This window comes from Gemella sp. 27098_8_92, assembly GCF_041433685.1.
Taxonomy (GTDB): Bacteria; Bacillota; Bacilli; order Staphylococcales; family Gemellaceae; genus Gemella.
Genome location: NZ_JAPWBZ010000001.1, coordinates 74,603 through 94,491 on the forward strand (window position 1 = coordinate 74,603; position 19,889 = coordinate 94,491).

Sequence of the window (19,889 nt, forward strand, 5' to 3'; positions counted from 1 at the left end):
TTTATTCCTCCTCTTCATATGACTCTAAACGAGCATCGAACTCTTCCTCTGTTTCCCCAGGAACCATAATATGAATTGCCTCTGGATCAAAATTTAAACCAATAGCTGCTCCTGGTTTAGCCGCTTTTGTAGAATGTACTATCCACTCATTATATTGATCATCTAAACAGCAAATCTCATAATGTACTCCACGGAATAATTGTGTATCTACTACAACACTAATTTTACCTTTTTCAGGTGTTGTAATTTCTAAATCTTCTGGACGAATAACGACTTCAACCCGTCTATTTTTATCAAGTCCAGCATCAACACATTCATATTGTTTTCCATAGATTTCTACTAAATAGTCATCAAGCATAACCGCATTAACTATATTAGATTCCCCAATAAAATCAGCAACAAAGCGGTTAACTGGCTCATCATAAATATCAAGTGGTGTTCCGCTTTGTTCAATTCCCCCATCATTCATAACAAAGATATAATCACTCATTGCAAGAGCTTCTTCTTGATCGTGCGTAACATAAATAAAAGTAATTCCTGTTTGCTGTTGAAGTTCACGAAGTTCATATTGCATCTCTTGACGAAGTTTTAAATCAAGAGCAGACAAAGATTCATCAAGAAGGATAATCTCTGGTTCATTAACTATAGCTCGAGCTATAGCAACACGCTGTTTTTGACCACCACTCATCTCACTAATATCACGTTTTTCAAAATCAGTTAAGTTTACTTGTTTTAAAGCTTTTTTTACCTTTTTATTAATAATTTCCTTTTTTTCATTTTTGATTTTTAAACCAAAGGCAACATTTTCGAAAACATTCATATGTGGGAACAATGCATAATCCTGAAACACTGTATTGACCTGACGTTTATTTGCTGGTAATTCATTTACCACTTTTTCATCTAATAAAACATCCCCAGACGTTGGACTTAAAAATCCACCAATCAATTTCAGAATAGTACTTTTACCACAACCACTAGGCCCAAGTAAAGTATAAAATTTACCTTTTTCAATTTCTAAGTCTATATTTTTTAAAACTTTATTATTACCAAATGACATTGATACATCTTTAAACTCAACAATATTTGCCATTTTATTCTCCTCACATATAATAATATAATTAAATTAAGCAAGAGATTTGAATGTTATTTAATCTTTAATTAAGTAACCTTCATTCTCTTCGTTATAAATACGAATTTGTCGCTACTATCAATAATTCACAGACTTCGTCAAAAGGATTTGATAACCTATGCTCTGATGTAGCTAAAAAATAAAAACTTTCATTCGATGATGCAATATACTCTTCATCACCTAGTTTTAATTTACATTTACCTTTTAAAACATAACACAGTGTTTCTGATTCTGATGGGCTAAATGTTTTATAATTGCTATGTTCTTCTAATCTAAGTATTAAAGATTCCATTTCTTTCTCATTAGATTCCGGAACAAGCCATGTCAGTATATATCCTTCATCAGTTTCTTCATAACTAGTTTGATCTTCCAATGAATAGTATACCTTTTGACTTGTACTTTCTTTATCAAAAAAATCTTTTGGAGCACACCCCAAAACTTCTAGAATATTAAAAAATGTTTCCATAGATGGTGATGCCAAATCACGTTCTACTTGTGAAATATATCCTTTACTTAAATCTGTTCTCTCACCAAGTTCTTCTTGAGTAAGATTTTTTTGAATTCTTAATCGTTTTAATCTTTCACCTATTGAATACATATTTCTCCTTTCCATTATTTCTTTTAATTTATATTTAGGCATAAAAAATTTTTAGTTTCAAAGTTTATTATAATTAAACTTATTGTCACTTTTGTTTACCTATATCTAACTTTTTGTAATTAAAGTTACACTTAATTAAACTTTAAGTTTAGTAATATTAAATCACAAGATATATAATACTATACTTTTGAATTAAAATCAAGATTAAATTAAATATTTTTAAACTTTTTGAGGTTTTATAATATCCTTATTTATCTTGCTTTTTACTTTATACAAAAGTGAAAATATTATATAATTGTATTTATCATATTATTAAGTATTATAAACCATAAGGAGACCTATGAATTTTAAAATTTTATCATCTTATATTAATGTTGAATCGTATCTTAGTAATTTTTTAAAAGTTTCTAAAAAAAATATCCATAATATACGTATGCATTCTCATCATTATACAAATACCATAATTATCAATGGACAAAGTGCTGACCTACAATCAAAACTCAATAAGGGTGATAATTTAGAGATTAACATAGAACTTGGAACTTCTAATTATATTGCAAATAACTCACTATCCATTATAAAAGAATACGAAGATGACTACTTACTAATTGCTTCTAAACCATTTGGAATTAAAACTCATCCGAATGATATAACAGATGAAAATAATACATTAGTTAATTACTTAATTACTGATTATCCTTATCTAGAACCAATACATCGTCTTGATACCGATACTTGTGGTTTAGTCATTTTTGCAAAAACACCATTTGTAAAATCCAAACTTGATCAAATGTTAGAACATCGTGTCATAAAACGCTTCTATACAGCACTTGTAAAAAATAATATTCATGTTCAAACTATTAATACTAATATTGGACGTGATAACCGTGAAAAAAATAAAATGGCAGTTACTAATAAAGGAAAAAATGCAATTACAAATATACTATCTTGCGAAAAAATAGAGCAGAATAAATTTGCTACTACCATTTCACTAGAAACAGGTCGCACTCATCAAATTCGTGTTCATTTAGCATATAAAGGAAATCCTATTATTGGAGATAAACTTTATTCTAATAATGGTCATAAATATGAAAAGATGTATCTTGGAGCGCTAAAAGTTATTTTTAATCATCCCGTTACAAATAAAAAAATTGAAGTAAACTCTAGTATAAAAAATTTTTATAAATAATAATTTATCAAAAAAAGCAGACTTTATAGTCTGCTTTTTAACTTATTAATTCACTTTGTAAATATGCATCAACTAAATTCTGCGTTGCTTCTACTGAATCGATATGCGTTCTCTCATATGAGTGGCTAGATTCTATGCCTGCTCCTAGTAAAGCATGTTTCACTTCTGCGCCTGCTCGCATAGCTGCCGAAGCATCGCTTCCATAGTATGGATAAATATCTAACTTAAAAGGAATTTGTTTTTCTCGTGCCAAATTTGTTAAGTGTTGACGAAACTCATAGTTATATGGACCACTTGCATCTTTAACACAAATTAAGGCTGTATACTCATCTGTTTGTTGATCATCTCCCATTGCTCCCATATCTACCGCTAAATATTCTACAGCTTCTTTAGGAAGAGAAGAATTTGCACCATGCCCTACTTCTTCAAAAACACTAAACATAAAATGAGTTGTATATGGAAGAGTAATGTTTTCATCTTTATATTTTCGTAAAAGATCTAATAATATAGCTGCACTTACTTTATCATCTAAGAAACGACTTTTTATAAATCCTGTCTCTGTAACAATCGTCCTAGGATCAAAACTAATAAAATCTCCTACATCTATACCTAAAGAACGTACATCCTCTGCACTATTTACTTTCACATCAAGTCGTATTTCCATATTATCTTGAGTTCTTTCAACTGTTCCTGCATCTCGATAAACATGAATACTTGTCTGATGTACTAAAATAGTACCACTAATTTTTTTATTATTACTAGCAACATGCACCTCACAGTTTTCCCCTTCAATCATATTCCAAGGATAACCTCCTATTTGAGCTATTTTTAAGCGTCCATCGGGTTTAATTGCTCGAACTATTGCCCCAAGCGTATCAACATGCGCAGTAACAATTCTATGTTTTTTATCATTTTCCCCTTCTACAACGACATTAACTCCACCTTTGTTTCCACGTATTGCTTTATATCCTAGTTTTTCTATCTCTTCAATTAAGTATGTACTAATTTTTCCTGTAAATCCTGTAGGTGAGTTAACACTTATTAATTTTTTTATATAATTTATAGTTTCTTTCATGCAAACACTCCTTTGTATTTACAATATATAATTTCAACCTAGTTATAAATTATTTTTATTATATAGATAAAAAGACCCATGCAAAGCACGAGCCTTTTTTAGTAATCTGTAGTTATTATGCTTTATTTCTTGAACCGAAGATATCGATTTTTTGATGAACCATAGCTTTAATAGCTTCGAATCCAGGATTTAATAATTTACGAGGGTCGAATCCTTTAGGTTTATGATCTCCACCTTCTTCAATATATTTTCTTGTTGCTTCTGCAAATGCTAATTGGCACTCAGTATTAACATTAACTTTAGAAACTCCTAGAGAAATAGCTTTTTGAATTTGTTCAGTTGGGATTCCAGAACCACCGTGTAATACTAGTGGAATTCCACCAGTTACATTTGAGATGTTTTCTAATGTTTCAAAGCTTAATCCAGCCCAGTTTTCTGGGTATTTACCATGAATGTTACCAATTCCAGCTGCAAGGAAATCAATTCCTAATTCAGCCATAGTTTTACATTCTTGAGGATCAGCTAATTCTCCACTTCCGATAACTCCATCTTCTTCTCCACCGATTGATCCAACTTCACACTCAATTGATATTCCTTTAGAGTGAGCTAAAGCTATCATTTCTTTTGATTTTTCGATATTTTCTTCGAATGGATAGTGAGATCCATCAAACATTACTGAACTAAATCCAGCTTCAATCGCTGCTTTAGTTCCTTCGTATGAACCGTGATCTAAGTGTAATGCAACAGGAACTGTAATTTTCATTTCTTCTACCATAGCTACTACCATAGCTGCAACTGTTCTGAACCCAGTCATATATTTAGCTGCTCCTTCACTTACACCTAAGATAACTGGACTTTTCGCTTCTTCACAAGCTGCTAAAATAGCTTTTGTCCATTCTAAGTTATTAATGTTGAAATGCCCTACCGCATATCCTTCTTTTCTAGCTTTTACAAGCATATCTTTTGCTGGCACTAATACCATGTTATTGTCCTCCTTAAATAACTACTTACTTATTCTATAATACTATATTTCCTAGAAAAAATAAACTATTTTATGAAAATTTTTTCAATTAACTATTTTATTTGTCTAGTTTTGCCATAATATCTAGCATATATTGAGGAATTGGCGTCTCAAAATATACATGTTTTCCTGTAATAGGATGATTAAACTCAATACTCTTTGAGTGTAGAGCCTGCCCATTTGCATTTAACGTTTTTCTTGGACCATACACCGGATCTCCCACTAATGGATGATTGATATATTTCATATGTACTCTTATTTGATGAGTACGTCCTGTTTCTAATTCACATTCAATTAAAGTATATTTTTCAAATCGTTCTATCACTTTAAAATGTGTTATTGATGGTTTTCCTTCATCTATAATTGCCATTTCTTTACGCTCTTTTGGATTACGCGCTATTGGAGCGTCTATTGTTCCATAATCATGTTTTATACTACCATGCACTAATGCATAATATTTTCTTTTCACATCTTTATTGGCAATCATTTCTGATAATTTAACGTGTGCTTTGTCATTTTTAGCAACTACTAAAAGCCCTGAGGTATCCTTATCTATTCTATGTACTATACCTGGGCGTATAGTTCCATTAATACTAGATAGCTCACTGTGAAATAGTAGTGCATTTACTAATGTGCCATCTCTATGTCCTGCAGATGGATGAACAACCATTCCTTTTGCTTTATTTACTATAATTAAATCACTATCTTCGTAAACTATATCTAATGGGATATCTTGTTTTACAACATCTAACTCTTCCGGTTCTCTATACTCTATAGAAACTTTATTACCTTCTTTTAATTTAAAATTAGTTTTTATTTCTTTTCCATCTACTTTTATATATCCTTCTGAAATCAAGTTTTGAATATTAGTTCTCGATAACTCAGAAAGTTCTTTTTGTAAAAACTTATCAATTCTTTCTGTTGTTTGCGAAGTATATTTTATAGTCTTTGTTTCCATTATTTCCTCCTTTTTGTACTATATTATATTAACGAAAAATATGCTAATTGTAAACTAATATGATGTATGCTACAATTATTTTCTATATAGAAACTCTTTATCAAAATTAAAGAGCAAATACTATGCTTTATAATACATAATATTTGCTCTAAATATATTATTTTTTAGCTTGTTTTTTTGCTTGTTGTTGAGCTTTTTGCATATTCCCCATAACTTGGTTAATTTTTTTACGAGATGGTTTTTGCCCCATTTGGCTCATCATTGCCATTACCATATCTTCATTAATTTGAGGATTTTTTTCCATATAGTTCATGAAGTTTCGTCTTGCAAGGAAAAAACCACCTACTACTCCTGCAAGTAAACAAATAGCTCCAACTAAAATTGTAATTGTAGTCGCACTCATAATTTAAAGTCCTTTCTTTTTAGGAGTAATATCTTCTCCTTTTTCATTTATCACTTTTGTATTATCTAATATATTACGCATATTAGCTTTAAAATTTTTTAAATATAATTGTCTATATTCTGCCAACTCTTCTGTTTCAACAGCTGTTAGCTCGCGTTCTTTTTTTGTTGCATTAAGAGAATTAATCTTAGCAATAATTTCTGTCATTTCCATATTATTATACACTCATTAATTCATCTTGTTTTTCTTTTGTTACTTTATCAATTTCTGCAACAAATTTGTCAGTTACTTTCTGAATATCATCTGAATATCCTTTCAAATCATCTTCTGTAATTTGAGAGGCTTTTTCTAATTTCTTCATTGCATCAATTGCATCACGACGTACATTACGAACAGCTACTTTTGCACCTTCAGATTCTTTACCTACTAATTTTGCTAATTCTTTACGGCGTTCTTCTGTTAACGCTGGAAATACAATACGAATTACTGATCCATCGTTAGAAGGATTAAGACCTAAATCTGATGCTTGAATTGCTCTTTCTATATCTCCTAATAAAGTTTTCTCATAAGGAGATATTACTAACATTTTTGGTTCTGGTACTGAAACTCCAGCCACTTGGTTAATAGGTGTTGCAACTCCATAGTAATCAACAGTTAATCTATCAAGTACTGCCGCGCTTGCTTTCCCAGCTCGAATAGAAGCTAACTCACGACGTAAACTCGCAATTGCTTTTTCCATTCTTTCATTTAAATTATTCATAATTTGCTCAGGCATAGTTTTACACTCCTACTTATAATTTATTCAATAATTGTTCCTAATTTTTCGGTAACAACTTTTACAATATTATCTGCATCATCAATAGAAAAGACGATAATTGGTAAGTTATTATCCATACAGAACGTAATAGCTGTCGAATCCATAATAGTTAATCCTTTATTCATTACATCCATATATGATAATTTATCAAACTTAGTTGCTGAGCTATCTAACTTAGGATCTGCAGAGTAAACTCCATCTACCCCATTTTTACCCATAAGAATAGCCTCAGCTCCAATTTCTTTAGCTCGAAGAGCGGCCGTAGTATCTGTTGAGAAGTATGGATTTCCAATTCCTGCTGCAAAAATCGCAACACGTCCTTTTTCTAAATGTCTAATTGCACGTCTTCTAATATATGGTTCCGCCATAGCTTTCATTTCTACTGATGTAAGTACACGAGTATCCACACCTTTTTGTTCTAATGAATCTTGTAGAGCCAATGAATTCATTACTGTAGCTAACATTCCCATTGAATCTGCTGTTGCACGTTCCATACCTAGCTCTTCTCCAGTTTTACCACGCCAAATATTTCCACCACCAACAACAATAGCAACTTCTACCCCTTGCTTTACAACTTCAACGATTTGAGATGTTATTTTGTTAACTGTCTCAGAATCAATTCCGAATCCTTTTCCACCTGCAAGTGCTTCTCCACTAAGTTTATATAAAACTCTTTTATATCTAGTAGCCATTTTAATCCTCCTAATAAAATACAGATATATCTAAATATATACTAATCTTTTAAAAAAGCACACACAAGAAGTGTGTGCTTTACCTCTTTCTAATAATGAATATTAAATAGAGAATTATTTGCTAGCGTTAACTTGGCTCATCACTTCTTCAGCGAAGTTATCTTCTCTTTTCTCGATACCTTCTCCTACTTCGTAACGTACGAATTTAGCAAGTTTTCCACCTTTTGATGCTACAAATTTTTCTACAGTTAAACTATCGTCTTTAACGAATTTTTGTTTAACTACTGTAATTTCTTCTAGGAATTTATTAATTCTACCAACGATCATTTTTTCAACGATATTAGCAGGTTTTCCTTCATTTAATGCTTGCTCAGTTAATACCTTTTTCTCGTGTTCAAGTACATCAGCTGGTACTTCACTTTCGTCTAAGTATCTTGGAGCTAAAGCAGCAATGTGCATTGCAACATCTTTAGCTGCTTCTTCATCAGTGCTTCCTTCAACAAGTGTAAGAACACCAATTCTTCCACCCATGTGAGAATATGCACCAAATGCATCTGAATCAGTTTTTGATACTACTTCAAATCTTCTTAATGAAAGTTTTTCTCCAATTGTAGCGATACCTTCATTAATAACTGCTTCTACAGTTCCACCTTGTGCTTCTACTTGAAGTGCTTCTTCTAAAGTTTTTGGTTCAGCTGCTAAGATAGCATCCGCAACATTTTTTACTAAAGCAACAAATTTTTCGTTTTTAGCAACGAAGTCAGTTTCTGAGTTGATTTCTAAGATAACAGCTTTGTTACCTTTAACTTCGATATAAGAAAGACCTTCTGCAGCGATTCTGTCAGCTTTTTTAGCTGCTTTAGCGATACCATTTTCTCTTAAATAGTCGATTGCTGCTTCGATATTTCCATCAGTTTGTTGTAGTGCTTTTTTACAGTCCATCATACCAGCACCAGTACGTTCTCTTAATTCTTTTACCAAACTAGCTGTAATTTGTGCCATTTTGATTGCCTCCGTTATTATATTTCTTTAAAATTTATTTATAAAATTATTCTTCTGTTGCTTCTACTTCTTCTACGAATGCTTCTTCAGCAGTTTCTTCGATATTTCCTTCATTGTAAGCCACAAAAGCATCTGCCATTTTAGCTGTTAATAATTTAACTGCACGAATAGCATCATCGTTTGCAGGAATTACATAGTCAACATCGTCTGGATCACAGTTTGTATCTACGATACCTACTACAGGAATTCCTAATTTTTTCGCTTCAGCAATTGCATTGTGTTCTTTTTTAGGGTCAACAACGAAAATTGCATCTGGCATACCTTTCATTTCTCTGATTCCACCTAAGAATTTGTTAAGTTTATCGTATTCTTTTCTTAATTCAATAACTTCTTTTTTAGGAAGAACTTCGAATACTCCATCAGCTTCCATTTTTTCGATTTCAGCTATTCTATCAATACGTCCTTTGATTGTTTTGTAGTTAGTTAAAGTTCCACCTAACCAACGGTGATTGATGTAGTATTGACCACTTCTTTCAGCTTCTTCTTTAATAGCATCTTGTGCTTGTTTTTTAGTACCTACGAATAACATTTTTCCGCCTTGATCAGCAACTGATTTAACGAATTCATATGCTTCATCTACTTTTTTAACTGTTTTTTGTAAGTCGATGATATAGATACCATTTCTTTCTGTGAAGATATATTTATCCATTTTAGGATTCCATCTTCTTGTTTGGTGACCGAAATGTACACCAGCTTCTAATAATTGTTTCATTGAAATAACTGCCATAAGTTATTTTCCTCCTTGGTTTTTTCCTCCGACATTCTCTAAGCCTACTGCAAACATTTAATGCACCGAGCAGCTACTCAAATGTCGTGTGTTTTATTTTTTGTTGATTTTTACTCAACTTTATTAATTATATAGTATTCAGCAATAAAAATCAAGTGCTTTTATCGCATTTTAGTAAATATGTAATTGAAAATTTTTAAAATATTACTTGTTATTTTTCTTTTTTAGAAAATAAAATTATACCTTTTAGATTTTGATTTTTTAAAGATTTGTATGTATCTTTTTTTAATCTTCTCTTTTTCTTAATCAAAATAATTTCGATTTATCCCTTGATTTTTTAATGATTTAGTATTATAATTTATTAGACCGTAATAATTACGAAATAACGGAGGTGTTTTTTTACTATGAGTAAATTTTTAAAATTTTTATCAATTATTACAGCATTAACTTTATTTCTAGTTGGGTGTTCTAGTAAAACAAATTCAAACCCTACTTCAACTGAAAAAATAAAAATTGTAGCATCTGTTAACTTTTACGCAGAAGTTGCCAAAGCTGTTGCTGGTGACAAAGCAGAAGTTTCTTCTATAATAAGTTCTTCTTCTATTGACCCACACGATTTTGAACCAACTGCACAAGATGCTAAGACTGTAGCTGATTCAAAAATTGCTATTTTAAACGGTGGCGGCTATGATTCATGGTTTGAAAAACTTACTAATAATAGTAAGAATATAACTAAAATAGATGGTGCTAAATTATTAGGTCTTAAAGAAGGTGAAAATGAACATATTTGGTATAATCCTGAGGTAATGAGCAAAATCGCTGATGAGTTAACTAAAATATTAAGTGAAAAAGATTCTTCTAATAAGGATTTCTATGAAAAAAATAGAGATAAATACAAAAAAGAGTTATCAAAAATTACAGAAAAAATAAATTCTCTAAAAGAAAAAGCTAATGGAAAATCTGTTCTTACTACCGAACCTGTATTCGAATATGCTGTTAAATCTCTTGGACTAAAAGTATCTGACGAGGTGAATAAATTAGCACAAGCTACAGAGGAAGGAAATGATCCAGCACCACAAGACCTTAAAAATATTCAGCAACAAATTAAGAATAAACAAATTTCATTGATTATCAATAATGTTCAGACTACTAACAAAACAGTTGAAGGATTAATAAATCTTGCTGAACAAAATAATATTCCGATTCTAAATGTTACTGAGACGCAACCTGATGGTAAAACATATATAGAGTGGATGTTAGACCAATATAATAAACTTGAAGAAATTTTAAACGGTGGTAAGGGAGAAAAAGCATATCATACAGAAAATGCTAAAGAATCTCACTCACATAATCACGACCATGAAGATCATGATCATGATCATGAGAGACACAATCACAACCATTAATAAAAAATAGTTTTCACAATTAGAAAATATGTAGTATAATATTAAGAAGAGATTTGTAAATCGTATCTCTTCTTTTTTATACTAAAAGTGTAATTTAATCCATAAGTTAGGAGTTTATTATGACTGAACTTAATATAAAAAACTTAACCTATTCAATAGGAGATAAGTTAATACTCAACAATCTCTCTTTCAGCTGTTCTGCTGGAGATATAGTAGCTGTTGTTGGAAAAAATGGTGTTGGTAAAACAACTTTATTAAATAATATATTAGAAAAACTAAATACAACAGAAAACATAAAATTAATTGGAGAAGAAGCTCGTCTTGGCTATGTTCCACAATTCCGTCAAATAGACGAAGAACTACCTTTATCAGTTGAAGACTTTGTCGCACTTCCTCTCCATAAAAAAATTCTTCCTTGGCTTTCGTCAAAAGAAAAAAAACAAATTGAAATTGCCTTAGAAACAACTAATTCACTAACTAAAAAAGAAAAGTCAATAGGTCATTTATCAGGCGGGGAAAAACAACGCGTATTCCTAGCACAGGCACTTGTTAATAATCCTAATTTACTTCTTCTTGATGAGTTTACTTCTAATCTTGACAAAGGTAGCGAGATTGAATGTATGTCTTTGGTTCGTGATATTACTAAAAAAAATAATATAATTACTCTTTGTATTACACATGAACTTTCGTTAATTGACGAAAAATATATTGATAAAATTCTATACTTAGAGGAAGATTGTTATAAATTTATTAGTATTAACGACTTTAATAAAGAACAAAGTGATTTTAAATTATGTAAACATTATGTAGGAGATAACAATTATGCTTAATTATGATTTTATGCAAAATGCCTTTATTGCAGGTACTATTGTAGCAATTATGGCTGGATATATCGGAGTATTTGTAATGGCACGAAATATGTCATTTATCTCCCATACCCTATCTCACGTTGGATTTGCTGGAGCTGCTTTTGCTGTTTTTCTTGGAATTAATCCGATTTATGGATTGCTTATTTTCACAATAACTATGTCATATTTAGTAGGACATCTTAGCGTAAAAGCTTTTCGTCGTGAAGCAACTGTAAGTGTTATGCTTGGGATATTCTTAGGTCTAGGTTTGCTATTCCTTTCACTAACACCAAAAAGTACAAGTTATGTAAATAGTATTTTATTTGGAAGTGTTGTATCCATCACTCGTGATGATGTTAAACTAATATTTTCGCTAGCTATTGCTGTAATTATTTTACTATCACTATTCTATAGAAAAATAAAATTTGATTCTTTTGATGCAATTGGTGCTAAAGCACTCGGTCTTAATGGAAAATTTATCTCAATATTCTTCCTAGTGCTATTATCTGTTGCAACAAGTATTACAGTTCCAGTTGTAGGTGCTTTATTAATGTTTGTATTGCTTACTGTACCTGCTAGTGCAGCTAGATATTTAACTAATAAAGTAGGAGTAATGATTGCTATTTCAATTACTTTCGCTTTAATAGGAACTTGGTTAGGCATTACATTGTCTTACTATTCAGCCCTACCAACTACTTTTTATATTGCTACTATTGAAGCACTATTTTATTTCCTAAGCCTTGGTTATTACAATTTAAAACGCAGATAAAAAAACCAGTCAAAATGACTGGTTTTTTATCTTGGTTTTACAGAATTTCTTATTCTTTCGTATGCTCCTGGCTCTACTTTTTCTAGAGAAGTACGAATTATTTCTAATGTTTTGTTGTAACGATATTCTCTATAATATTGTTCAGCAACTGTTAATTGTTGATGGAATTCAATATTTTCTTTTCTATATCTGTTTGCATAACGGATAAGTTTTTCGATTAATTCTATATCTGTAAGTATATTATTAACTTCAGATGAATAAATATCTAGTGACTCTTCTGCTTCTGCAACTGCACGTTTTAACAAATCAATATTAATAGGCTCTTTTTTCAGTTCTTCCAAAGCATATCTATAACTATCTGTAACATCTTTATAAAGAACAATAAATCTATCACTGAAACCAGGAACTCGAGAGTTATCTAATTTACGCTTGATTACTTCTTTTTCTTGATTAATAAATATTAATTTTTCTCTTGCAATACTTTCTTCTTCACGTAAACTTGTTAAATATCTAGAGTAATTTGTTTGGTCTTCTTCGATTTTTTCTAATCCTTGCTCTAATAATTCAACTTTATCTTTAAGATCTTTATAATTTAATTTTGGTTGATTATTAATATAGACATCTATATCATGTTTAAGATCTAACAATTCGCTTAATTCATCGTAATAATTAGCTACCATTTCTTCATCTTTTTGATAGATTTGATATCTAGTTTTAATTTCCTGAATATTATTATAAAGGGCCTCATTTAATTTATCTTGTAAATCAAGTTTATTAGTAATTTCACGATAGTTTTCTTCTATATATCTCTTATAATCAAGCTCTTTTTTAAGGTCGTTAGAAACCTCATCAATAACATCATAAATGCCATCTAAAATATTTTCTATTAGATCAATATCTCCTAGTTTAACTTTTTCACGAGCATCATTTAATTGCCAAACAATACTTTCAATTTTACTAGATATTTCTAAATGTGTAAGTTTGAAACCTTTTTTCTCCATCTCTTCAACTTTAAGTCTTAATGACTGTATCTGAGTTGGACAAGTTTTTTCTATCTCTTTTAGTAAATCTGGTAATACATCCATTTTTTCTTTTAAATTAAGAATAGAATTTCTTATTGCTGTAATTTTTTCTTGTGCTTCGATATATTTACCTGTAGATGTCAATAATTTGAAGTCATCTAATTGAGGCGCAAGTTCTTTAATGTTTTGCTCATATTGATCAGCTGCTGCTCCATACTGATGTCTTTTAGCTAAAAGTTCACGATTAAGCTCTTTATACTCTACAACGATTTCTTCATAAACTTCTCTATTTTTAGGTTCAACTTCTTTAAGTTCTTTAATTTCTCGTCGAATCTCTGCAATTCTATCTTTTATACTTGCAATTAGTTCACCGCTATTCATTATTACTTCATCAGCACGTTTAAAATTAAATTTATCTATATAGCTTTCAGCATTATAAAGATCACGATCTAATTCTTCTATATCAATACTTTGAATTTCATACCATTCACTTTCCCACTTATTATAAAGTTTTTCTGCTTTTCCTGCTATCTCTAGTGCTTTTACCTGTTTCAAATCATCAGACAATGTTTCTCTTTCTAGCTCATCTTTCATAACTAAAAGAGGGTATAAATCTTGTTTTTTTCTATTTCTAAAGATGAATAGAGCCACTACTCCTCCAAGAATAAGAACACATACAAATAAAAATATATATGTCATATATCTTCCCCCTGAAATTTTTATTAAATTTTACGTTTATTAATACAATAAATACTAACAAAATTATACCATTTTTAGCGTAAAAAACAAAGTATTTCAACCATTTTTTTGAAATTTTTTTGAATTTTTATTTCAGAACTATTAAAATTTATTTCGTATCTTCCCTTAAATCTTATATAGTCATTTCACTTTATTTTTTTCTCCTAATATGCGAAAATAAGATAAATAAATTTAGCGAGGTTTCATATGAATATTATTACAGATAAATCTTTATTTATTAAACAAGCGAATTCACTTATTACCAATGAGAAAAATTTAATTACTAATCTTTCTAATCTTTCTGCATTATACAAAGAATATTTGCCCAATACTAACTGGGTTGGTTTCTACATAGTAGATAAAGAACAAAACAATCTAGTCTTAGGTCCGTTTCAAGGAAAAGTCGCATGTACGCGTATTCCTTTCAATAAGGGAGTCTGTGGGCATTGCTACACAACAAAAGAAGCAATTTATGTAAAAGATGTTCATCAATTTCCTGGACACATAGCTTGTGATAGTGCAACTAATAGTGAGCTTGTAATTCCTATTATACAAAATAATGAAGTTGTTGCACTTCTTGATATTGATTCTATTGAATTTGATAGATTTTCCCCTGAAGAAGTCTTAGCATTCAGTGAGGTAACAAAAGAACTTTTTGAAAACATAAAATTTTAAAATAGCAAAGAGGTTTAACTTCATTTAGAAGTAAACCTCTTTTTTTAATATTAATCGATAATTCCTTTAAATTTAAGGTAGTTCTCATAATCCATTTCTTTATTAATTGCTCCTTCTGGAGTAAGTTCTATTACTCTATTAGCAATTGTTTGAATAAATTCATAGTCATGTGATGTAAAGAATACAGATCCTTTAAATGCGATAATACCCTCATTAACTGCTGTAATGGACTCTAAATCAAGGTGATTCGTAGGTTCATCTAAAAGAATAACGTTAGCTTTAGATAACATCATTTTAGATAACATACAGCGCATTTTTTCACCCCCAGAAAGTACATGAGCACGTTTTAATGCTTCCTCACCTGAGAATAACATTCTACCTAAGAACGAACGTAGGTATGCTTCACTTTCTTCTTCTGGAGAAGCATATTGACGTAACCACTCTACTAATGAAAGTTTCAATCCTTCGAAGTATTCTGTATTATCTTTTGGCATATAACTGCGTGAAGTAGTAATACCCCACTTTACAGTTCCACTATCTGGTTCCATCTCACCTGCTAAAATCTTAAGAAGTGTAGTTTTTGCCACTTCATCTCCCAAAAGGATAACTTTATCATTAGGATTAACTGTAAAACTTACATTATTTAATACTTTTTTTCCTTCAATAGTTTTGCTTACACCATCTACGATTAATAAGTCGTTACCAATTTCACGATCTGGAGTGAAGCGAACATATGGATAACGTCGACTACTTGGTTTAATGTCATCAAGAGTAATTTTATCAAGCATTTTCTTTCTACTTGTTGCTTGTTTCGATTTAGATGCATTTGCTGAGAAACGTGCAATAAACTCTTGAAGTTCTTTAATTTTTTCTTCTTTTTTCTTATTTGAATCTTCCATCATACGACGTGCAAGTTGACTTGATTGGTACCAGAAATCATAGTTACCAACATACAGTTGGATTTTACCAAAATCTAAATCGCAAATATGTGTACAAATATTATTTAAAAAGTGTCGATCATGGCTGACTACGATAACAGTATTTTCAAAGTTAATTAAAAACTCTTCAAGCCATTTAATCGCAGCTATATCAAGTCCATTGGTAGGCTCATCTAATAGTAGAACATCTGGATTTCCGAATAACGCTTGTGCTAAAAGTACTTTTACCTTAATTGCATTATCTAATTCTCCCATAAGCATATCATGATGCTCTACAGAAATACCTAATCCTTCTAAAAGTTGAGCCGCATCACTCTCAGCGCTCCATCCATCCATTTCAGCAAATTCACCTTCAAGTTCTGCCGCAATAATACCATCTTCTTCTGTGAATGGATCTTTCATATAAATTTCATTTTTGCGCTTCATGACATCCCAAAGACGTTCGTGACCCATCATAACAACATCAATAACTCTGTCTTCTTCATAAGCAAAGTGATTTTGGCGAAGCACCGCAAGTCGCTCACCTTTTCCTAATGATACATGACCTTGTTGTGAATCAATTTCACCAGATAATAATTTTAAAAATGTTGTCTTACCTGCTCCATTAGCCCCAATCAGACCATAGCAGTTACCATTTGTAAATTTTATATTTACATCTTCAAATAGTTTTCTATCTGCAAAACGCAAACCTAAATTTGTTACTTGTAACATTACATTCTCCTCTAATTTTATTCAATCATAGGACAAACTGCCTAACACCTTTAGGCAGCTTCCCTATACTTTATTCTTCTTTTTTTTGACTTACACTTGCAATTAGACTTTCAATATGTATTGCATACTCAGCTGTTTTATCATATTCGAAAATCAATTCTGGAAACTTACGAATCTTTACTTTTTTAGCAACTTCGCTTTTAACGAATCCTTTTATTTTTTTTAACGATTCTTTAGTTTTTTCTTTTTCGCGTTCTCCACCTAGAACTGTGTAGTACACTTTTGCTTGAGAATAATCTCCTGTCAAAGTTACTTCTGTAACAGTAACAAATCCTAAATCATGATTTTTAACTTTTGTTGCTAAAACATAAGTAATTTCTTTTTTGATTTGTTCTGCAAGTCTATTAACTCTTAATTCTGACATTAGTTTCTCCTCCTATTTTTTTACTTCTTCCATGATATAAACTTCAAAGACATCTCCTTCTTTAATATCATTAAAGTTTTCAACAGTCATACCGCATTCATAACCACTTTGAACTTCTTTTACATCATCTTTAAATCTTCTTAGTGTATCAATTTCACCTTCGTAAATTACAACACTATCACGGATTACACGCACTTTACCATCACGAGAAACTTTACCTTCTGTAACATAAGCACCAGCGATTGTTCCAATTTTTGATACTTTATATACTTGACGAACTTCTGCAAGACCTATTACTTTTTCTACAAATTCTGGATCTAATAATCCTGTCATAGCTGCTTCGATTTCTTCAATTACTTTATAGATAATACTATGTAAGCGAATATCTACTTGTTCAGTTGCTGCCATTTGCTTAGCGTTATTATCAGGACGGACGTTGAATCCAATTACTACCGCACTAGATGCAACAGCAAGAGTAATATCAGATTCATTGATTGCTCCTACTCCAGTGTGGATAATACGCACGTTAACACCTTCTACATCAATTTTAGCTAATGACATGGCAAGTGCTTCAACTGAACCTTGAACATCTGCTTTTATAATAATGTTAAGATCTTTCATCTCACCTTGTTTCATTTGTTCAAATAGCGTATCAAGTGATACTGCTGAGTTAGCTTGACGTGTAGTTTCAATATATTGTTGTTGACGTTTTTCTCCAATTTGACGTGCTGTTTTTTCATCACCGAATACTACAAAACGATCTCCTGCATTTGGTACGTCTTGAAGACCAGTTATTTCTACTGGTGTAGATGGTTTAGCAGTATGGATATTTTTACTACGATCATTTATCATAGCACGAACACGTCCGTATGTATTACCTACTACTAACGGATCTCCTACATTAAGAGTACCATTTTGTACTAATAATGTTGCAACTGCTCCACGCCCTTTGTCAAGTTTAGCTTCAATGACAGTACCTAATGCTAGACGGTTTGGATTGGCTTTTAACTCTTGCATTTCTGTAACTAATAAAATATTTTCTAATAGTTCATCAATCCCCTCACCTTTCAGAGCTGAAATAGGAACAAAGATTGTATCTCCACCCCACTCTTCAGAAATAAGTCCATATTCTACAAGTTCATTCATAACTCGGTCTGGATTTGCTTGAGGTTTATCCATTTTATTAACAGCAACAATAATAGGAACATCTGCTGCTTTAGCATGGTTAATAGCTTCTATTGTTTGAGGCATTACCCCATCATCAGCTGCTACTACTAAAATTGTTACGTCAGTAATTTTTGCTCCACGTGCACGCATAGTTGTAAACGCAGCGTGTCCTGGTGTATCTAAAAATGTAATTTTCTTATCTTTAGTACGAACTTGATAAGCACCAATATGTTGAGTGATACCACCTGCTTCTCCTGCAGTTACACGTGTGTTTCTAATTGTATCTAATAAAGTTGTTTTCCCGTGGTCAACATGCCCCATTATTGTAACAATTGGAGCTCTTTCTTTAAGATTTTTTTCTTCATCTTCAACTTCAAAGTATAAATCTAAATCTTCTTTATTGATTTCTACTTCTTCTTGAATTTCTTTTCCATAATCCATAGCAATTAATTCAATTTGCTCTAAAGTAAGAGATTGATTGATATTTGCCATGATTTTAAGTTCCATAAATAACTTTTTAATTAATTCAGTTGAATTTACTGATAGTACTTCTGAAAGTTCTCCTACAGTCATACCATCTCTTACTAAGATAGTGTCTTCTGAAATTGTTTCTTCTGTAGGTGCTTCAATAATTGCAGGCTGCTGTTTATTAGATTTTTTATTTTTTTCTTTTTTATTTTTTTTCTTTTTATGTTTTTTAGTATCACTTTGATTTTGATTACTAGCAACTTTTTCTGCTTTTGGTTCTTCTTTTTTAGCTTTGAAGATGCTATCAAGTTTGGCTAACCCCTCTTCCGTTAACATTGACATATGGTTAGACACTTCAATTTCAGATTCTCTTAAAACTTTAATTATATCTTTTGACTGTTTACCAATCTCTTTAGCATATTCATATACTCTGACCTTTTTCATTACAATCTTCCTCCTTCTTCTAATAGTTGTTTAAACTTTTTTATAAACCCATCATCAGTCATACCAAGTGCGACACGATTATCTCGTCCAATTGCTCTACTTATATTTTCAATATCTGAAAATTCGATGTGATTAACACCATAAAACGTCGCTTTATCTATCAATTTTTTCTTTGTATTAATACCGCAATCTTGTGCTATGACTAATAATTTTATCTTTTTATTCTTTAAATTTTTTGTGATTAAATCTTCGCCTGTTATAAGTTTACCTGCTCTTTGCATTAAACCTAATAAATTATATATTTTTAACATTATTTTTGTGGAATAGACTTTCTATATATTAATCTAATTACTTCGTTGTAAATAGGTTCCATAATTTCTGGAGTAGTTGAAAAGAATTTCTCAAGTAATTTTTTATCTTTTGCATTATTAATTACTTCCAAATCTGATACAACATATGCTCCGCGCCCAGCTTTTTTTCCTGTTGGGTCTACCGAAATTTCTCCTTCTTTATTTTTTACTATTCTTAGTAAATCTTTTTTCGGAAACATCTCGTTAGTCAGTATACATTTTCTTGTTGGTATTTTTCTTTTTTTCATCTTAACACCT

The 19,889-nt window shown here is 30.9% G+C and carries 22 protein-coding genes; 5 read left to right on the plus strand and 17 right to left on the minus strand.

Going from position 1 to position 19,889, the window contains the following annotated elements; translation table 11 throughout:
- Window position 1: 1 nt before the first annotated feature.
- On the minus strand, window positions 2–1,090 hold the full coding sequence (locus O3802_RS00355) for an ABC transporter ATP-binding protein (RefSeq protein WP_371457813.1): 1,089 nt from the start codon (window positions 1,088–1,090) through the stop codon (window positions 2–4).
- A gap of 91 nt (window positions 1,091–1,181) precedes the next feature.
- Window positions 1,182–1,727, minus strand: a complete 546-nt coding sequence (locus tag O3802_RS00360; protein ID WP_276684841.1) for a helix-turn-helix domain-containing protein — start codon at window positions 1,725–1,727, stop codon at window positions 1,182–1,184.
- Between the two features lie 340 nt (window positions 1,728–2,067).
- On the opposite strand from O3802_RS00360, the gene O3802_RS00365 reads away from it, so the two are divergent.
- Window positions 2,068–2,916, plus strand: a complete 849-nt coding sequence (locus O3802_RS00365) for an RluA family pseudouridine synthase (RefSeq protein ID WP_371457814.1) — start codon at window positions 2,068–2,070, stop codon at window positions 2,914–2,916.
- A gap of 37 nt (window positions 2,917–2,953) precedes the next feature.
- On the opposite strand, the gene O3802_RS00370 is transcribed toward O3802_RS00365, so the two are convergent.
- The 9 genes from O3802_RS00370 to rpsB all read right to left on the minus strand — a co-directional run bounded on the left by O3802_RS00370 (window position 2,954) and on the right by rpsB (window position 9,671).
- Complete coding sequence (locus O3802_RS00370; RefSeq protein WP_371457815.1) at window positions 2,954–3,991, minus strand: M42 family metallopeptidase; 1,038 nt, start codon at window positions 3,989–3,991, stop codon at window positions 2,954–2,956.
- A gap of 115 nt (window positions 3,992–4,106) precedes the next feature.
- Window positions 4,107–4,973: a class II fructose-1,6-bisphosphate aldolase gene (fba, locus tag O3802_RS00375; protein WP_371457816.1), complete on the minus strand. Its 867-nt coding sequence runs from the start codon at window positions 4,971–4,973 to the stop codon at window positions 4,107–4,109.
- Between the two features lie 97 nt (window positions 4,974–5,070).
- Window positions 5,071–5,970, minus strand: a complete 900-nt coding sequence (locus O3802_RS00380; protein WP_371457817.1) for an RluA family pseudouridine synthase — start codon at window positions 5,968–5,970, stop codon at window positions 5,071–5,073.
- A gap of 157 nt (window positions 5,971–6,127) precedes the next feature.
- Window positions 6,128–6,373, minus strand: coding sequence for a YneF family protein (locus O3802_RS00385; protein WP_004631884.1), 246 nt, complete (start codon window positions 6,371–6,373; stop codon window positions 6,128–6,130).
- Between the two features lie 3 nt (window positions 6,374–6,376).
- Window positions 6,377–6,586, minus strand: coding sequence for a DUF896 domain-containing protein (locus O3802_RS00390; protein WP_004631882.1), 210 nt, complete (start codon window positions 6,584–6,586; stop codon window positions 6,377–6,379).
- 4 nt (window positions 6,587–6,590) lie between these two features.
- Window positions 6,591–7,148, minus strand: a complete 558-nt coding sequence (frr, locus tag O3802_RS00395) for a ribosome recycling factor (protein ID WP_004631880.1) — start codon at window positions 7,146–7,148, stop codon at window positions 6,591–6,593.
- A 23-nt stretch (window positions 7,149–7,171) separates the two neighbouring features.
- On the minus strand, window positions 7,172–7,882 hold the full coding sequence (gene pyrH / locus O3802_RS00400) for a UMP kinase (protein WP_004631878.1): 711 nt from the start codon (window positions 7,880–7,882) through the stop codon (window positions 7,172–7,174).
- 114 nt (window positions 7,883–7,996) lie between these two features.
- Window positions 7,997–8,884, minus strand: coding sequence for a translation elongation factor Ts (gene tsf / locus O3802_RS00405; RefSeq protein WP_004631876.1), 888 nt, complete (start codon window positions 8,882–8,884; stop codon window positions 7,997–7,999).
- A gap of 46 nt (window positions 8,885–8,930) precedes the next feature.
- On the minus strand, window positions 8,931–9,671 hold the full coding sequence (gene rpsB / locus O3802_RS00410; protein WP_276684857.1) for a 30S ribosomal protein S2: 741 nt from the start codon (window positions 9,669–9,671) through the stop codon (window positions 8,931–8,933).
- Window positions 9,672–10,075: 404 nt separating this feature from the next.
- On the opposite strand from rpsB, the gene O3802_RS00415 reads away from it, so the two are divergent.
- From O3802_RS00415 to O3802_RS00425, 3 genes are all read left to right on the plus strand, one after another.
- Window positions 10,076–11,077, plus strand: coding sequence for a metal ABC transporter solute-binding protein, Zn/Mn family (locus tag O3802_RS00415; RefSeq protein WP_371457818.1), 1,002 nt, complete (start codon window positions 10,076–10,078; stop codon window positions 11,075–11,077).
- A 119-nt stretch (window positions 11,078–11,196) separates the two neighbouring features.
- Window positions 11,197–11,907: an ATP-binding cassette domain-containing protein gene (locus tag O3802_RS00420; protein WP_343012715.1), complete on the plus strand. Its 711-nt coding sequence runs from the start codon at window positions 11,197–11,199 to the stop codon at window positions 11,905–11,907.
- Complete coding sequence (locus tag O3802_RS00425; protein WP_004631869.1) at window positions 11,900–12,694, plus strand: metal ABC transporter permease; 795 nt, start codon at window positions 11,900–11,902, stop codon at window positions 12,692–12,694. The genes O3802_RS00420 and O3802_RS00425 overlap by 8 nt, the downstream gene beginning before the upstream one ends.
- 26 nt (window positions 12,695–12,720) lie before the next feature.
- Here O3802_RS00425 and O3802_RS00430 read toward each other — a convergent pair whose 3' ends face one another.
- Window positions 12,721–14,415, minus strand: a complete 1,695-nt coding sequence (locus O3802_RS00430) for a septation ring formation regulator EzrA (protein ID WP_276684863.1) — start codon at window positions 14,413–14,415, stop codon at window positions 12,721–12,723.
- A 246-nt stretch (window positions 14,416–14,661) separates the two neighbouring features.
- Here O3802_RS00430 and O3802_RS00435 point away from each other — a divergent pair, with 246 nt between their 5' ends.
- Window positions 14,662–15,129 carry a GAF domain-containing protein gene (locus O3802_RS00435; RefSeq protein ID WP_371457820.1) on the plus strand — a complete coding sequence of 156 codons (468 nt, stop codon included), beginning with the start codon at window positions 14,662–14,664 and terminating at the stop codon, window positions 15,127–15,129.
- 50 nt (window positions 15,130–15,179) lie between these two features.
- On the opposite strand, the gene O3802_RS00440 is transcribed toward O3802_RS00435, so the two are convergent.
- The 5 genes from O3802_RS00440 to rnpM form a co-directional block, all read right to left on the minus strand.
- Window positions 15,180–16,778, minus strand: coding sequence for an ABC-F family ATP-binding cassette domain-containing protein (locus tag O3802_RS00440; RefSeq protein WP_371457821.1), 1,599 nt, complete (start codon window positions 16,776–16,778; stop codon window positions 15,180–15,182).
- Between the two features lie 70 nt (window positions 16,779–16,848).
- Window positions 16,849–17,202 carry a 30S ribosome-binding factor RbfA gene (gene rbfA, locus O3802_RS00445; protein ID WP_371457822.1) on the minus strand — a complete coding sequence of 118 codons (354 nt, stop codon included), beginning with the start codon at window positions 17,200–17,202 and terminating at the stop codon, window positions 16,849–16,851.
- A 12-nt stretch (window positions 17,203–17,214) separates the two neighbouring features.
- On the minus strand, window positions 17,215–19,281 hold the full coding sequence (infB, locus tag O3802_RS00450; RefSeq protein WP_155951681.1) for a translation initiation factor IF-2: 2,067 nt from the start codon (window positions 19,279–19,281) through the stop codon (window positions 17,215–17,217).
- On the minus strand, window positions 19,281–19,592 hold the full coding sequence (locus tag O3802_RS00455; protein WP_004631857.1) for a L7Ae/L30e/S12e/Gadd45 family ribosomal protein: 312 nt from the start codon (window positions 19,590–19,592) through the stop codon (window positions 19,281–19,283). The genes infB and O3802_RS00455 overlap by 1 nt, the downstream gene beginning before the upstream one ends.
- Window positions 19,592–19,879: an RNase P modulator RnpM gene (rnpM, locus tag O3802_RS00460; RefSeq protein ID WP_004631855.1), complete on the minus strand. Its 288-nt coding sequence runs from the start codon at window positions 19,877–19,879 to the stop codon at window positions 19,592–19,594. The genes O3802_RS00455 and rnpM overlap by 1 nt, the downstream gene beginning before the upstream one ends.
- Between the last annotated feature and the right edge of the window lie 10 nt (window positions 19,880–19,889).

Bases quoted from the DNA above. Each gene is read 5' to 3' on its own strand.
- O3802_RS00455 (WP_004631857.1), bottom strand. From the start codon at position 19,592: ATGTTAAAAATATATAATTTATTAGGTTTAATGCAAAGAGCAGGTAAA.
- rbfA (WP_371457822.1), bottom strand. From the start codon at position 17,202: ATGTCAGAATTAAGAGTTAATAGACTTGCAGAACAAATCAAAAAAGAA.
- O3802_RS00355 (WP_371457813.1), bottom strand. From the start codon at position 1,090: ATGGCAAATATTGTTGAGTTTAAAGATGTATCAATGTCATTTGGTAAT.
- O3802_RS00440 (WP_371457821.1), bottom strand. From the start codon at position 16,778: ATGTTACAAGTAACAAATTTAGGTTTGCGTTTTGCAGATAGAAAACTA.
- O3802_RS00370 (WP_371457815.1), bottom strand. From the start codon at position 3,991: ATGAAAGAAACTATAAATTATATAAAAAAATTAATAAGTGTTAACTCA.
- O3802_RS00430 (WP_276684863.1), bottom strand. From the start codon at position 14,415: ATGACATATATATTTTTATTTGTATGTGTTCTTATTCTTGGAGGAGTA.
- O3802_RS00390 (WP_004631882.1), bottom strand. From the start codon at position 6,586: ATGGAAATGACAGAAATTATTGCTAAGATTAATTCTCTTAATGCAACA.
- O3802_RS00435 (WP_371457820.1), top strand. From the start codon at position 14,662: ATGAATATTATTACAGATAAATCTTTATTTATTAAACAAGCGAATTCA.
- O3802_RS00360 (WP_276684841.1), bottom strand. From the start codon at position 1,727: ATGTATTCAATAGGTGAAAGATTAAAACGATTAAGAATTCAAAAAAAT.
- rnpM (WP_004631855.1), bottom strand. From the start codon at position 19,879: ATGAAAAAAAGAAAAATACCAACAAGAAAATGTATACTGACTAACGAG.
- O3802_RS00420 (WP_343012715.1), top strand. From the start codon at position 11,197: ATGACTGAACTTAATATAAAAAACTTAACCTATTCAATAGGAGATAAG.
- fba (WP_371457816.1), bottom strand. From the start codon at position 4,973: ATGGTATTAGTGCCAGCAAAAGATATGCTTGTAAAAGCTAGAAAAGAA.
- frr (WP_004631880.1), bottom strand. From the start codon at position 7,148: ATGCCTGAGCAAATTATGAATAATTTAAATGAAAGAATGGAAAAAGCA.
- infB (WP_155951681.1), bottom strand. From the start codon at position 19,281: ATGAAAAAGGTCAGAGTATATGAATATGCTAAAGAGATTGGTAAACAG.
- O3802_RS00415 (WP_371457818.1), top strand. From the start codon at position 10,076: ATGAGTAAATTTTTAAAATTTTTATCAATTATTACAGCATTAACTTTA.
- pyrH (WP_004631878.1), bottom strand. From the start codon at position 7,882: ATGGCTACTAGATATAAAAGAGTTTTATATAAACTTAGTGGAGAAGCA.
- O3802_RS00380 (WP_371457817.1), bottom strand. From the start codon at position 5,970: ATGGAAACAAAGACTATAAAATATACTTCGCAAACAACAGAAAGAATT.
- tsf (WP_004631876.1), bottom strand. From the start codon at position 8,884: ATGGCACAAATTACAGCTAGTTTGGTAAAAGAATTAAGAGAACGTACT.
- O3802_RS00425 (WP_004631869.1), top strand. From the start codon at position 11,900: ATGCTTAATTATGATTTTATGCAAAATGCCTTTATTGCAGGTACTATT.
- O3802_RS00365 (WP_371457814.1), top strand. From the start codon at position 2,068: ATGAATTTTAAAATTTTATCATCTTATATTAATGTTGAATCGTATCTT.
- rpsB (WP_276684857.1), bottom strand. From the start codon at position 9,671: ATGGCAGTTATTTCAATGAAACAATTATTAGAAGCTGGTGTACATTTC.
- O3802_RS00385 (WP_004631884.1), bottom strand. From the start codon at position 6,373: ATGAGTGCGACTACAATTACAATTTTAGTTGGAGCTATTTGTTTACTT.